At 29.2% G+C, this 15,284-nt stretch carries 11 protein-coding genes; 10 read left to right on the top strand and 1 reads right to left on the bottom strand.

The features are described from left to right. Window positions 1-693 precede the first annotated feature (693 nt). From ACYSNV_RS00995 to ACYSNV_RS00970, 6 genes are all read left to right on the top strand, one after another. Window positions 694-1,926, top strand: a complete 1,233-nt coding sequence (locus ACYSNV_RS00995) for a tyrosine-type recombinase/integrase (protein WP_461760698.1) — start codon at window positions 694-696, stop codon at window positions 1,924-1,926. Continuing rightward, window positions 1,911-3,182: a hypothetical protein gene (locus ACYSNV_RS00990; RefSeq protein ID WP_461760697.1), complete on the top strand. Its 1,272-nt coding sequence runs from the start codon at window positions 1,911-1,913 to the stop codon at window positions 3,180-3,182. Before ACYSNV_RS00995 ends, ACYSNV_RS00990 begins: the two co-directional genes overlap by 16 nt. 67 nt (window positions 3,183-3,249) lie before the next feature. Beyond that, entirely contained in the window at window positions 3,250-3,513 is a 264-nt protein-coding gene (locus ACYSNV_RS00985; RefSeq protein ID WP_058699238.1) for a MerR family transcriptional regulator, read from the top strand. 99 nt (window positions 3,514-3,612) lie between these two features. After that, window positions 3,613-4,851 carry a primase-helicase family protein gene (locus ACYSNV_RS00980; protein ID WP_058699239.1) on the top strand — a complete coding sequence of 413 codons (1,239 nt, stop codon included), beginning with the start codon at window positions 3,613-3,615 and terminating at the stop codon, window positions 4,849-4,851. A 202-nt stretch (window positions 4,852-5,053) separates the two neighbouring features. Further along, the gene (locus ACYSNV_RS00975) at window positions 5,054-5,899 is read left to right on the top strand and encodes a toprim domain-containing protein (RefSeq protein ID WP_461760696.1); all 846 of its coding nucleotides are present in this window, start codon (window positions 5,054-5,056) and stop codon (window positions 5,897-5,899) included. A gap of 215 nt (window positions 5,900-6,114) precedes the next feature. Then, window positions 6,115-6,732 (top strand): hypothetical protein, encoded by a 618-nt coding sequence (locus ACYSNV_RS00970; RefSeq protein ID WP_461760695.1) that lies wholly within the window; start codon window positions 6,115-6,117, stop codon window positions 6,730-6,732. Window positions 6,733-6,740: 8 nt separating this feature from the next. Here the strand turns inward: ACYSNV_RS00970 and ACYSNV_RS00965 are convergent, their stop codons facing one another. Beyond that, entirely contained in the window at window positions 6,741-7,205 is a 465-nt protein-coding gene (locus ACYSNV_RS00965; RefSeq protein WP_461760694.1) for a hypothetical protein, read from the bottom strand. 422 nt (window positions 7,206-7,627) lie between these two features. Between ACYSNV_RS00965 and ACYSNV_RS00960 the strand changes: the two genes are divergently transcribed. The 4 genes from ACYSNV_RS00960 to ACYSNV_RS00945 are packed head-to-tail and all read left to right on the top strand — an operon-like array spanning window position 7,628 to window position 15,131. After that, window positions 7,628-10,789, top strand: a complete 3,162-nt coding sequence (locus ACYSNV_RS00960) for a type ISP restriction/modification enzyme (RefSeq protein ID WP_461760693.1) — start codon at window positions 7,628-7,630, stop codon at window positions 10,787-10,789. After that, the gene (locus tag ACYSNV_RS00955) at window positions 10,789-12,090 is read left to right on the top strand and encodes an ABC-three component system protein (RefSeq protein ID WP_461760692.1); all 1,302 of its coding nucleotides are present in this window, start codon (window positions 10,789-10,791) and stop codon (window positions 12,088-12,090) included. Before ACYSNV_RS00960 ends, ACYSNV_RS00955 begins: the two co-directional genes overlap by 1 nt. Further along, window positions 12,074-12,844 carry an ABC-three component system middle component 1 gene (locus tag ACYSNV_RS00950; protein WP_461760691.1) on the top strand — a complete coding sequence of 257 codons (771 nt, stop codon included), beginning with the start codon at window positions 12,074-12,076 and terminating at the stop codon, window positions 12,842-12,844. Before ACYSNV_RS00955 ends, ACYSNV_RS00950 begins: the two co-directional genes overlap by 17 nt. Next, complete coding sequence (locus ACYSNV_RS00945; RefSeq protein WP_461760690.1) at window positions 12,819-15,131, top strand: AAA family ATPase; 2,313 nt, start codon at window positions 12,819-12,821, stop codon at window positions 15,129-15,131. Before ACYSNV_RS00950 ends, ACYSNV_RS00945 begins: the two co-directional genes overlap by 26 nt. Window positions 15,132-15,284 lie beyond the last annotated feature (153 nt).

Genomic DNA, 15,284 nt, shown 5'->3' with positions numbered 1-15,284 from the left:
TGGTTTGAATTTGATTAAATGTAGCGCGATGTATACTTATTGTGTGACTAATTTGCTTATTTGATAATTAATATAGGTGAAGTTTTTAGCCTAACGAGGGCTATTAGTATGGTAATTTTTAAAAATAATACAAGAGCTAGTAAGTCTTTGCAATATTGTAATACATTATCTTGTGTGTAAGGTTAAGTTAAATTTAGCAAGGAAAAGTATATTCTAGAAAGTTTTTTATAGTGCAAGGGGATGAGCTAAATAAATGTAACAAGTTAGGCTGTATTATCTTAAACACTTTCTATTCACAATAGGTTAAACAAGCGAGGGAAGAGAATGGTATTATTAATACAGAAAAAAATATAGCCTTGTAAATAAACTGTTTAAAAAAAATAAACCCCTAGACACAGAGTGCAAAGGGGTTTATTTTGTGGTCTAACCTGAACTTGTTTTGTTTTTTAATTCCTTTTTACATAGTTTTACTGATTGATAATCAGTTTATTATGATTTATTTTAATTCGTTTTAACTGGCTTTAATTAATTAGAATAAAAAATTTGACCCCTAATTTGCCCCTGGGGATTTTGAGTCTTTTTTAGATCTTTTTTTTCTCTTTTTTGTTGAAAAGAAAAACAAATTGGATTCGTACTGTTTTTTTGTAAAAATAGTCAGCCCCCTTGGTCAGCCCCCTTTAATAATTGTACAAAATGAAGTATTATTTCGAGCTAAGAAAAGACAAAATAGATAAAGAAGGATTGATTCCTATTAGATTGATTGTTAGTGCTCCTAGAGTTAGAATACGAAAGAATTTAAGTGTCAAAACAAAGCTTGAGCATTGGGATGCAGAAATAAATCAAATTCGAAACATTAAAAGTGATAATAACCCCCTTTATAATGACTATAAGGAGTATAATGCCGTATTAGCAAATACGGTTGATAAAGTGGAACATATTTTCGACTTTTTTAAATTTAATTCGATCCCTTTTACGGAGATGCTTTTTGAAGAAAAGTTCAAATTAGATTCTGTAAGCGTAGCTATTCGTTTTTTTGACGCATTTAATGAGTATATCAAAGTATCCAGTGTTTATAGGGCTAAGAGTACAATTATCAAGTATAACTCTGTAAAGAATTTTTTTATGGAGTTCGCAAAGTCAACAAAGTATGTCTTAAGGTTCGATACTATTGATTACCGCTTTGAAGATGCCTTTATGGAGTATTGCTTTGTAGAGCGTAATACTTTAAATAATTACTACGGGAAGTTAATTTCGACCTTAAAGGCTTTTATGCAATGGGCTTTTAATAGAGGTTATCACAATAGCTTAGAGTTTAAAAAGATTAAAAGGGTCGATAACGAAATAGAGGTGGTTTTCTTAACTATGGAGGAATTAATGAAATTGTATCACTATAATTTTACAAGTAAGTCTATGCAAAGAGCAAGGGACATGTTCTGCTTTTTGTGTTTTACTGGACAAAGGCATTCTGATATCTATTCCTTACGTGATTGTAATGTGGTAGGAGACTATCTAAACTATACGGTTGTAAAAACTAAGACAGTGCATCATCAAGTGTATTTAATGTCTTACGCCAAAGAAATTTTGGATAAGTATAAAGATTCTATTTACAGTCCAATACCTAGGATTACTTCCCAAAAATTGAACGAGCGGTTAAAGGAATGCTGTGAGGAAGTAGGGATTACTGATAAAATTCGTTTAACCAGATATGTTGGATCTAAGAGAATCGACACAGTGGTTCGAAAGTGCGATGTAATTACCTCACATGTAGGCAGGAAAACATTTATAACAAATAGTATTATTTTGGGTATTTCAGAACGTGTTATAAAAAGCACTACCAATCATAAAGACGAGAGGAGTTTTAGAAGGTATGTGCATGTAGGGGAGTCTTTTAAGCAAAAGGAATTAAATAAATGGGAAAGTTTATAAATAAAATTAAGAATTTCTTTTTTGCTAGTGAAAAAAAAAATGAAAGCCAGCTTGTCTTAAAAAGCTATGCTGCCCAAGTAATAGATCATTTGCAAAATAGTAGTAGTGTAGATACAATTGATACACAGGAGCTTTATGATGTTATCCGTAGGAATTTCGATTACTCTTCCATTTGTGAACTTGATAATCTATTGTGTGGTACTTCTGAATCACAATTTGTTTATTCGTTTTTAAAGAAATTTGAGTTTGATTGCGTTATTAAAAATTCACATAGAGAGTTCGAAGAAATTAAGATCAATAGTTCAACAACGGAGTATTTAGCTTTTCTATTGGGTGTTAAGAAAAAGATGATAGGTATATCTCATCTCATTAATATTCAGAAAAGTATTCATGATGTTGATACTAGAATTATTCAACAAGCCGCTCTAATTGAGAAGTATTTAGAGGAACCAGTAAGTGTCAGAGATGCTTTTGGATATTTTTTTATATATGAGAAAGAAGTAGCACAAAATCTATTTGTAAATTACTTATCTAATAGCATTAAAAAGGCAGGGGGATATCCTAATTTGGTTATGTGTTTACATAATACATTAGATGATCTAAGAATTAGATTAGATATGGATTTTATCCCCGTAGTTACTCATTTGAACTTTAGAAGTAAAGAGCTTTTTAAGTTTAATGCTTTGACAAATACTAGTTTTGAAGAGATTTGTAAAATAAGTAAGATCAAAGAATACTTTTTACAGTCAATTCCATTACAGGACTTTAAGGAAGAAGAGTTGATTAATGTAGCAGTAGATTGCTGTGATATAGGTTACATAAAATTTATATTGTATGAGTTTTTTAAGTTCATATGTAAAGATGAATTTTATTTTGAGGATAAAAATGTGTTTGAGATTTTCTGGTCTAATTGTACTGAGAAAATACCAATATTTAGTAAGCTTGAATTGAATTACGCACATTTAACTTTAAATAGATTAGTAGCTGAAGATCGTCAGAACTTATATTATATAATTGCAATATTTCTCTATTTTAAAAATGGAGATTTAATAACCAGGTTGCCAAGTAAATTACCAAAAATATTAACCATGTATTTTGGGGCGAACTCTTTAAAGGAAAGAACTATCTACGAGCTGCTAACTAGAGATACCTTAAATAATAAGAGCTTTAATAAAGACAATAGTTATATTAACGACTGGGCAGTAATTAAACAAAAAGAATATGCTAACCAATTGGTTAATAGTAGTGTGTATTGATGTGTATTGTTTTTTTTAGTTTGTAAATTAATCTTTGCTGTGTTCAAATGTTTTAAAATCGATTCAAATGAGTGCAAATGTTTTAAATGAAAAAGTCCAGAGTATATCAGATCAATCTCAAGAAGTATTGGTAAGTACTTTTTTTCCAACTGGAGATGATCGTATGTCTCAACAAGAAGTAGCAAGTATGTTTGATAGGACAGTTCAAACTATTATTAATTGGAAGAATAAAGGAAAGATCCCTTATTATGAAATTGACGGACGACCTATATTTTCTCGAAAGCAATTAATTCAAATTGCTTTAAAAAATCAACATCTTTTAAATCCATAAAAAAAGCGTTTGCCTTCTTCAAAAACTAAACGCTTAAAATTTTATTTTTTAATAAAATCCTTATAGTGCAAATATAAGGATTATAATCTATTAATTATTATGAACTTAGATTCTGCCGAATTTATTCGTGTGGGTACGGCTTATTATGCCATTATCGAGCGACCTACACTCAGTAAAACAACTGAAAAAGTCATGTTACCTTGGAACAAGGAAACCATTGTAAATGATTTTGGAAAAGATTTTATTTCCAATATTAAAAAGTATTATGGCTTCTGCTGTATTCCTCAGCATATAAACTACAATAGAGAGATTGGCGACTTCTACAACATATACCACCCTATAGACTATCAAGTACAAAGATTCAATGATAATTTAGATTTCTTAGAAAGTAAGTTAGTATATACCTTAGATTTTATACGTCATATTTTTGGAGATCAATACCAGCTAGGACTGGATTATTTCAAAATATTGTTAGAATATCCCACACAGGTACTACCTGTACTTGTATTAGTTTCAAAAGCTAGGGAAACAGGTAAATCTACAATGCTTAAATACTTGCGAAAGATATTTTCATTTAATGCTACTTACATTAATGCGGAATCTTTTGTGAACAATTTTAATTCCGACTTAGATGGTAAGTTATTAGTACTTATTGATGAAGTTGTTACTGATAATCAACAGATAACTGAACGTATTAAATTTCTAAGTACTGCTGATCGCAACAAAATAGAGAGAAAAGGGAGAGATAAAGAAGAAGTAGAGTCTTTTTACAAATTTGTGATGACTAGCAATTTTGAAGATTCATTTATGAAAATAGACAGAGAGGAAATTCGCTTTTGGGTACGTAAAATTCCACAGATAGAAAAGAACCCTGATTTCTTAGACTTACTCTTTAAAGAAATCCCTGATTTTCTTAATTACCTTCATACAATACCCTATTCAACAACTAAGAAAACACGTATGTGGTTTACTCCAGAACAAATTCGTACTGATGCTCTTGTTAAACTAATGAATTCCGATAAAAGTAAACTACAGGATGAAGTACTAGAATTGTTGCGAGAAATTCAGGAGAGATTCGAAGAGAAGAAAATATGTCTTACTCCAATGGAAACCTGTGCTATCATAAAAAAGCTTAATAAAAGGAGTCATATAGAAGCAAACGATGTAAGAACTATCTTTAAAAGTTGGGGATTTGTACCATCTAATAATTCAAATAAGTACTTAGGATATGATTACCAATCCTACGGGGAGTTTACAAGATTAGATCGCAAAGGACGCTATTATGAAATTGAGTTGAGCAAAATTGCTCGTTTTTTTGATGACAGTGATGACAGGTAGTTTAATGTGTTTAATATCAATATCTTATATATCATCAAAATTGTCATCAAACTGTCATCAAAATAAGTTTGATGACAGTTTAAAAGATAAGTTTGATGACTGATGACAATTTGATGACAGTGTATTTTATTGAATGTAATATAGTTATAGCGATCTGTCATCAAATATCAAAAAATCACTAAAATTTAAGTAGCATAAGATTATGACATGTGATGAAGCAAAAAAAATAAGTTTAGGCTCTATTTTAGATAAAATAGGAGGTATAAGAATGAAACAAAATAGTCGAGAACTTTGGTATAAAAGTCCGTTTAGAAAAGAGGTGACAGCTTCATTTAAAATTGATCTCGTTAAGAATGTTTGGTTTGATCACGGCGAAGGAGTTGGAGGAAACGTCCTGGATTTAGTGATGAGATATAACCAATGTAATTTAAAGCAAGCATTGAAGTTTTTAGCCAGTGATTCATTTTCTTTTCACCAGCCAATTTTTCTTGAGCATATATCTGAAGAAGTGAAGAACTACGAAATCAAGGCTATTAAGCCCTTAACAAATATAAAACTGTTTAATTATATACATAGTAGATGTATTGATGTTGGGTTAGCTAAAAAGTACTGTATAGAGGTGCATTATTGTTTGAATGGTAGGCTGTTTTATGCAATAGGTTTTAAAAATGTGTTAGGTGGGTATGAGTTGAGAAGTAAATACTTTAAAGGGTGCTTGGTAGCCAAAAGCTATTCCTGGATTTGTAATTCAAGAAAAAAGGTAGTGGTCTTGGAAGGTTGGACCGACTTTTTAAGTTTGTTAAGTCTATATCCTTCTATTGAGAAAAAATTAGATTTTATTGTGTTAAATAGTGTATCCAATAAAGATAGTATAGTGGGGGAGTTAGATAATTACAATGTAATTTATTTATGCCTAGATAATGATAAGTCTGGTGAGTTAACTACAAAGAGTATTATAGATGTATACCCTAGTAAGTCTAAAGATATTAGGGGAATATTTACAGGATATAAGGATATAAATGAATTTTTAAGCAGTAATAATATTTAATTATTTACTAGAATATATACTCCCGCGTATTGAGCAAGAGGAAACGGAGGTACAGAGTACCGCCGTTTTTTAATGGGCTGAATTTTAGGTAGTTGTGTCTTTAGTGGGTAGAAGGTGTATGTTGATTTTGTGGTATAAGTAATGTATAGAGGTAATTAGTTTATTTAAAGTACTGGTTTATATAGGGTTAAGTGTATGTGAAAAATGTATGTAATATGAAAATATCAACAATTAGGTTAAGTATGTCTGTGATTGGACAAATCAATCAATTAAAAGAGAAATATGAATTGAAGAATCAGGCAGAAGCTGTTGAGCTGGTGTTTAATTTTATCGAAAAATACGGTGTAGATGTTAAACGGGAATTTGTAAATAATACCTTAGATAACCTTTTAATAACTATGGCTAGAGTCGATAAGAAAACTAGTGAGTTACAACAGTTATTAATTAATTTAGAGAAGAGTAGTGATAAATCAAATAAGGCAATCGTAAGTATGTTACGCCACAATGAAAAAAATTATTTAGTCCCTATTTTATTAGAAAGGCAAAGTGCAAGTAATCAAATTGTGGAGAACAATAGCTACATACAAAGAGAGAATAAAGCCCTTTTCGAGGATACTATTAAGAATAAAGAGAAGGAGGTTTTAAAGTTGCAAAACTTAGTAGATCAACTACAATTTGAGATAAAACGAAAACAAGTTTCAATCGATGAAGGTCAAAGAGACTTAGGGGTAATTAAGAGGCATTTAAAAGCTCTAAAGTCTCAATTTAAGCGATCTTCTCTTACGGGGAAATATTCATTATCAATTACAGAAAAAGAGTATCACAAACTATAGTTTATTTTCTATTCCCACATTGTTTTGTGATTTTGTGCTTGCTGTAGGACTATTAAGTACTCTTGAATTGTAAGTGTGTTTTTTTGGTAGTTAAATTGTAGAATAATCATTGAGAAGAAAGTGTAAGCTAGGAAATTGCGATGGGTTTGTAGAGAGTTAATTTGCTCAATTTCTAAGTCATATTTATAAATTTCATTTTGGAATGCTATTTTAGTAAAGAAGCTTTCCAAAACTATATCCACTTTAGTACTTAAAAGGAGGTACATCTCATCGTGGATTTTTTCTTTTTCTAATTGTTTAAATGCTAAGTCTACCTTCTGGAGAATGTACAAGCTTGGTTTGTTTTTTTCTATTTGTGCCAATGCGGAAAAAAAACGGGGCGATAATTCCTGTTTATCTAGACTTTTGTAATTAATATTTAGTTTATCGTAAAAAATATAATTTAAAAAAGGGGCGAAGAATTTAATGTCCATGACCTAAAGGTAAAAAAGGCGTGTAACTAAGATCATGTCCTTATCAGAGGTTTGCGACAACCCAACAGCCAGACAGACTCAGCCCACGCCAATATAAGGCACGGGCGTAAGTCTATCGCTATGTTGGCTGTGATCTGAAGGTCGCAATTTCTGATAAACCAGTAACGATAGATTACGCTTGTTCGTAATGTTTTCAAGTACAAATGTAGTCATTTAGCTACTAATTACATAACAAAAATGAAGGTGTGTCTTTGGTTTATTAAGTATTAAGTTGAATTAGAATTAATTAGTTTTTAGGCTTGTATGTTACTTCAACAAGTAAAAACAACAATTTGATAGAGTTTGCTTTGAGAAGTTTTAATTCTTTTTAACTTGCTTTAAATATGACTATTTTTGAATACTAATGATTTTACACTAATAAAATGAACACTTTACAATACATCACTAATTTAAATAATCGATTTAAACTTGGAAATTCGACAGAGCACACTTTCAGAGGTGATTTACAACATTTAATTGAAAGTTTATTACCTAATATTCAAGCTACCAATGAACCTAAGAGGCAAGCTTGTGGTGCTCCTGATTATGTGTTAACTAAGGTAGGTAGTACTATCCCTATTGGTTATATCGAAGCAAAGGATATAGGAGTTGATTTGAAGTCAAAACAACTTCAAGAGCAGTTTGGTAGATATAAACAGGGCTTGACAAATTTAATAATTACTGATTACTTAAAATTTGATTTTTATAGAGATGGGGAGTTAACCACAACTATAACTATCGGAGAGGTAGTTGATGGGGGGATTCAACCATTATATGAAAATATTCCTAGTTTTGAGAGTCTTATATTAAATTTTAGTACGGTTGTATCTCAAACTATTCGTTCGGCTGAGAGGCTTGCAGAGTTATTAGCAGGTAAAGCACGGTTGATGGCTGATATTATCGAAAAGGCTTTAAATGCAGATGATGAATTACAACAATTATCTTCTTTAAAGCAACAAATGAAATCGTTTAAGGAGATGCTAATCCATGATATTGATAATAAAGCATTTTCTGATATTTATTCACAAACCATTGCCTATGGTATGTTTGCTGCTCGCTATAATGATACTACATTAGATACATTTTCTCGAATGGAGGCTGCCAATCTAATTCCAAAATCAAACCCTTTTCTAAGAAAGCTTTTTCAAGATATTGCTGGTTTTGATTTAGATAGTCGTATTGACTGGGTTGTAGATGAGTTAGTTAATGTGTTTTTAGCAACAGATGTTCACCAAATTATGAAAGGATTTGGTAAGAGTACAAAAATGGAAGACCCAATAATCCATTTCTATGAAACATTTCTTTCTAAGTATGATGCTAAATTGCGTAAATCAAGAGGTGTTTGGTATACACCGCAACCTGTAGTGAATTTCATAGTACGTGCTGTAGATGATATTTTAAAAGATGAATTTGGTTTATCTCAGGGATTAGCTGATATATCAAAAACTAGCATTAAAGTGAATACAGATATGGCAGATGGGCGGTCTTCTACAGGTTATAGACAAGTAGAGAAAGAGGTACATCGTGTTCAAATACTTGATCCAGCTACTGGTACGGGGACTTTCTTAGCAGAAACTATACGTCATATTTATTCGAAATTTAAAGGAATGGAAGGCTTGTGGAATCAATATGTAAAAGCTGATCTAATCCCTCGGCTTAATGGATTTGAGTTATTGATGGCATCTTATGCGATGGCACATTTAAAAATGGATATGTTATTACAAGAAACAGGTTATAAGAGTAATGATGATCAACGTTTTCGAATTTACTTAACTAATTCTTTAGAAGAGGCACATCCTGACACTAATACTCTGTTTAGTTCTTGGTTATCGGATGAGAGTAATCAAGCAAACGCTATTAAGAAAGATACACCAGTAATGGTTATTATGGGGAATCCACCATATAGTGGAGAAAGTACTAACAATAATCAATGGATAAATAAATTGATTGATGAATATAAATTTGATGATGAAGGAATAAAAATTAGAGATACTAAATGGGTAAATAATGACTATGTAAAGTTTATTAGATTTAGTCAATATTTTATTCAAAAAAACAAATCAGGTGTATTAGCTTTTATCACAGATAATAGTTTTATGGAAAGTGAATCTTTTAGAGGTATGCGTTTTAATCTTTTAAATAATTTTTCAAAAATTTATTCAATTGACTTACATGGTAACTCAAAAAAACAAGAAAAAGCACCGGATGGTTCCATAGATCAAAACGTCTTTGATATTATGCAAGGAGTTGCTATTAATATTTTTATAAAGAATAACAAAATTAATAAAGGCTGTGAATTTAAACATATTGATTTGTATGGATCAAGAGCTTCAAAGTATGATTATTTGCTAAATAATAGTGTGAAAAAAATTGCATGGAATGATTTAACTCCAAAATCTCCCTATTATTTTTTTGTGCCTAAAAACTTTAATAATGAAAATAATTACAATAAGTATTTAGGTGTAAATGAGATTTTTAATCTAAATGGTGTAGGAATCTGTAGTAAAAGAGATGATACAGCAATTCAATTTAATACTACAGATTTAAGGATTGTCCTTGATGATTTTATAAACTTAGATGAGGATAGTATTAGAAACAAGTATAAAACAGAAAAGAAAGAAAGTAGAGATAAAAAAATATTGTTTGCAAAAGATAATGTAATCAATTTTGGTATTAAAGGAGAATATTTAAAAGAAATTTACTATAGGCCTTTTGATATAAGATATACTTATCATACTAATAAATCTAAAGGATTTTTAGCCTATCCTGTTTTCAAAATAATGTCTCATTTTCATAAACCTAATTTAGGCTTAATAGTATCCAAAAAATCTAGACAATTAAGTTTAGGATATGTTAGTATAACTAAGAATATAACCGATTTACATATTTTAGATAGTGCTGCTGATTCTACTAATATTTTTCCCTTATATATTTATAATGATTTAATACAAACTAGTGTGAAAGTTAAGTTGGAACGTACGCCAAATTTAAATTTCGAAATTGTTAACGAAATAGCAGATAAATTGGGGTTAACATTTACAAACGAAAAGGAAGCAATAGAAGGTGCTTTTGCACCAATAGATATATTAGACTATATCTATGCCGTATTACATTCGCCGAAATACAGAGAAACATATAAAGAGTTTCTTAAAATCGATTTCCCTCGTGTTCCTTATCCAACAGACCAAAAACAATTTTGGGAGTTAGTAGCTTTAGGTAAACAGATACGTGAATTACATTTATTAGAATCAGACAAAATAAATGATTTTACATCTTCTTATCCTGAGAGTGGAAATAATATAGTAGGTAAACCAATTTTTAAAGAGGGCAAAGTTTTCATTAATGAAACTCAGTTTTTTAATGATATACCTGAGATAGCTTGGAACTTCTATATAGGAGGCTATCAGCCTGCTCAAAAATGGTTAAAGGATCGTAAGGGGATGGAATTGTCTTTTGATGATATTAGGCATTATAATCAAATGATTGTTGCTTTAGTGGAGACTAATAGGTTAATGAAGGATATTGATAATGTTATTGAGATTTAATGATGGAACAACTAATAGATCCAAATGATATACATTCTGCAGCTGCTACTTGGAGTGGTTTCGTGTATCAAGGTAAAGTTGCACTTTATCATGTACTTAATTTAATATATGAAAGGGATGATGTTGATGGTTTTCATTTACAATTAGAATCTCTTGAGGATTTCGCAATAGTTGAATATGACAATAATGGTAATATAGTCCCTATTTCACTTCATCAAGTAAAAGCTATGAAAAGTAATTTGTATAATGATTATAGAGATGATTTTATAAAAATAGAGAATAGAAAGAGAGCTTTCTTTTGTAAGGATAATGCTTATTTTCATTTAGCTACTCAAAATGAAAGATCAAAAATTGACATTGAAACTGCTCATCCTAACTTAAAAATTTATCAGTATAATAATCAGGATTTTTGCAAAGTTGAAGAATTGCAGACATTAATAGTCGACAAAATTAAACATTGCCTAGAAAAATATGACAAAAGTGAATTTATTCAAAACGAAAGTTATGTAATGACTTTATCAGGAGTTTTAGAAGATATTATTACAAGTCAAATATTAGCAGTACATGCATCTAACCATAAAAGGAATGGCCTATCTATTAGAGAAGGTGCATATTATTTTACTGTGCCATTAGAGAATTTCATTCGTAAAATATTATTAGATTATAATGATGCGTTATTCGGTGAAAAATTTTATTATAAAAGAGTTTTACTAGATTTAAATAACTATTATCAACAGTTTTGTATTGCCTTTGACGACCTAATAGATGTTGATGGGCAAAGTAAACTCGCGAATTATCTTTTATACTTAAATAACCTAAGTGATAATGAATTTAAAGAATTCCTACAGAAAATATCTCCTCAAAAAGAAATTAAATATACGAACCTAGAAGAATATAAGAATAATACTCTTGATAATGAAAATTTCAAAGCAGCTTTTTTGTATACACTTTTAGAAATACGCGACAGTGATGGAATAGGTGGGTCTAAATTAGGTTGGAAAGATATTGAAGGGAAGTTTTATTTTCCATCGACAATTAACTCATCTAATAGTAGACCTAATAGGCGTTTATTATGTCAAGGTATTATGGATACTGTACAAAATACATTAATTGATATTCCTTTTAACAGTGATTTTATTATTACAGACAATAGTGACATTGAATCTATTGAACACGAAGCTGGAAAAATATTTGTTATTGGGGAAGATATTAATCACAATAAGAAAATTACAAATTGGAAAAAAGTGTCGTTAATAGACAGAGAACAAGCAAAACAGAAATTAAATGATAACATTAATTAAAGACTTATTTATACAATTAGGACTTGTTGAAGATGTAGCTTTTGAAAGTGAGTATATTAAATACAAAAGTAATGATGACAAGACTGTCGAGAAAGATCTTGAACTATGTTCTGCCTTTTCTTTTAAAGAAAATGATAAAAAATCTTATTGGTTAATTTTAGAAACTTATAAACTTGAAGATATTATTGCTAATCAAGCTATCTATTTTGAAGAAGCAAAAAAAACAATAAATAATGATTGGTTTGATAAAAATGCGAATCTTTTAATTATCTATAAAGTAAAAAGTTTTGAAGGAGTCCAAAAAAAGGTCATGGAGATAGAAGAAAACCCTTACTTATTTAAGAAGCAGGTAATATTGTATAAGGAGAGTGAGTATGAGCATTTGAATAATGCTTTAAAAAATGAAGGTACAAACATTGCTAATTTTATTGAAAGTAAGATTTTAGACGAGTCAATCTTTAAAATTCACAAAGAAAGTCTTAATAACAATTCCTATGAATCACTGCTCTATCGTTTAGCATTTAAAATACCGGTTATAAAATTAATAATCACTCAAGAAGATAATTTAGAAGCACTGAATGAAACGAATAAACAAAAAGTATTTGCTAGTTCATTAGATGATATTAATGATGTTATCGAGCATAATATTTTTAATTTAGGAATTGACGATATTAAACAAAAGGATTCGGATTCTATCTATGAATTGTTATTAAATACACTAAGTACAGATGAAAATAAGAAAGATACAAATTAAGAATTTTAAAGTTTTTCAACATCTAAATATAGATTTTGATGATTCCAATCTAATTGTATTTGATGGGCCAAATGGATTCGGAAAAACTTCAATATATGATGCTATTGAATTATTGTTCACAGGTGCCATAAGAAGATATGTTACTTTGGAACCTCTTGTTGTTGATAGGAGAGAAAACTATATGGAGCATCCATTTTTATGTGATTATGCAGATGGTAATTTATCAATTACAATTGAATTTTCTAAAAATGGAAAGGATTACATTTTATGTAGAGAAGCAGAGAGAGAAAGTTTAACCAATAAAATTAGTTTTGAAATTTATAAATTATATACTAAGGAATATTTTGATGGCGAACAAAAGGTATTAATTGTAGATGAAGAAAATTATTTAAATCAATTATTAGGCTCAAATTATAAACGAAATTTTCATTTTTTAAATTATATAGAGCAAGAAGATAGTCTTTTTTTACTCAAGGAGAAGGATAAAAATAGGAAAGATAATATATCTCATTTGTTTAATGTAGTTGAATTTGATAAAAAACTCGAGAAATTAGAAGTATTAATAAAAAAAGTCAAAGAGTTATCTAACCCTACCAAACGTGCTGAGATTGCTTCACTGAAAGAGTCTATTGAAAATTCAGAAGCTTTCTTGAAAAAGGAATTTAAGAATACTGAATATTTGAGATTATTTCCTGAAAAATTATATACTTGGGATACTGAAGATTTTGATTTTCAACAATATGAATTTGAAAATCTTTTTGGTGAGGATGGTATTATGACTAAACTTAAAAAATTAGTTGAAAAAAAGATAGATTTTAAAAATTATATAAAGAATTTAAGAATAACAAAGTTAATCAGTAATCAAAAAAGTATTAATAATTTCCTAGTATATTTTCATTTCCTAGATAGAAAAAAAGAGCTCTTGGTAAATAAAAAAGAAATTGAAGACTATGAAAATATGGTTAAGACTTTAACTAATCTTTCTATAGATAATATTAAAAATGAGTTGTTTATAATAGAATTGGATGGTTTTAATTTTATTGAAGATAGTTTGAAAGTTAAGTTTAAGATAGACTTTAATAGTATTCAAAGTGATCTAAAAGAATTAAATGATTTAGAAGGTATCTATTTAAAGATTAGGGAATCTAGAGAGAAATTAATTGAAAGTATTAGTAAACTTAAAGATGATCAAAATTCAAAGGATAGTGGGACTTGTTTTCTTTGTGGTTTTGATTGGATTAATATTGATACTTTATTAATCAATATCAATAAACAAACACTTTCTTTAGAAGAATTAACTTCTTTAAAAAATCAAGTACTAAGTGAGAAATTTAAAGAGTTTACACAATGGATTTTACAGACACTAATACCAATATTTAGTCAAAAATTAAAACAAAATAAACTTGATATAAAATTTATAGCAAGATTAGATTTACTTGACGAAGTAAGTATTAATAAAATGAAAAGTGAATTTGAAAAGATTAGCTTTAATTATTCTCAATATTTAAATAGAGATATTAACAGTAGTGTAGTAATTGATTTTGATAATGTTATAAGGCCTCAATTAGAAGCTATTAAATCTGACATTAGTCCTCATGCAATTGAGCCTTATTTCAAGGATATAGTTGCTAATTATTTTGATAATAGCTTCGAATTATTAGATGCATTATCAATGGAAAGTATTCTTAAGAAAGAGGATTTTTTAAAATACAAGTACTCTATTTTACAAAATGAGATTATTAAAGGTAAGAAAATGGATCTCAGTAAGAAAGAAATTAAACTGAATAAAGCTAGAGAGTTTGAAGTTAGGTTACTGAAATTAAAAGACATTTACGCTGAATCATTAAGCACCTATCAAAAGAAAGTAATTAAAGATATAGAAATTATATTTCATATCTATTCAGGTAGAATTATGCAGGATTTTCAAGGAGGTTTAGGACTTTTTATTTTTTCTGATAAAGAGGGTATAAGATTTCAAACCAGTCCAATAAAAACTTTTGACGCAATTTTTTCAATGAGTTCTGGTCAGCTTTCCGCTTTAATTATCTCGTTCACTTTGGCATTACATAAAAAATATAGTCAAAATAAAATTATTTTAATTGATGATCCAGTTCAAACCATGGATGAATTAAATATCGTAGGGTTCATCGAGTTATTACGAAATGAATTTTATTCGAATCAAATAATTGTTTCAACCCACGAAGATATGGCTTCGGCTTTTATGAGATATAAATTTAAAAGTTACGGATTAAGTCAAAAAAGGATTAATCTAAAAGGGATGAGTTAATGTTGTATTTAGTTTGAATCTGAATATCCTTGTAAAAATTTGTGTCAAAGCCTACTATAGTCTCAAATATTATTCGTGTTAGTTAAGAAAAAAAGGGGACAATGTTCTGTGGTTTTATGAAAAATAGACGCCTCCAACGAGCCCCCTTAAAAA

Source organism: Myroides sp. LJL119 (assembly GCF_054871605.1).
This window is presented reverse-complemented; position numbering and strand designations above follow the sequence as displayed.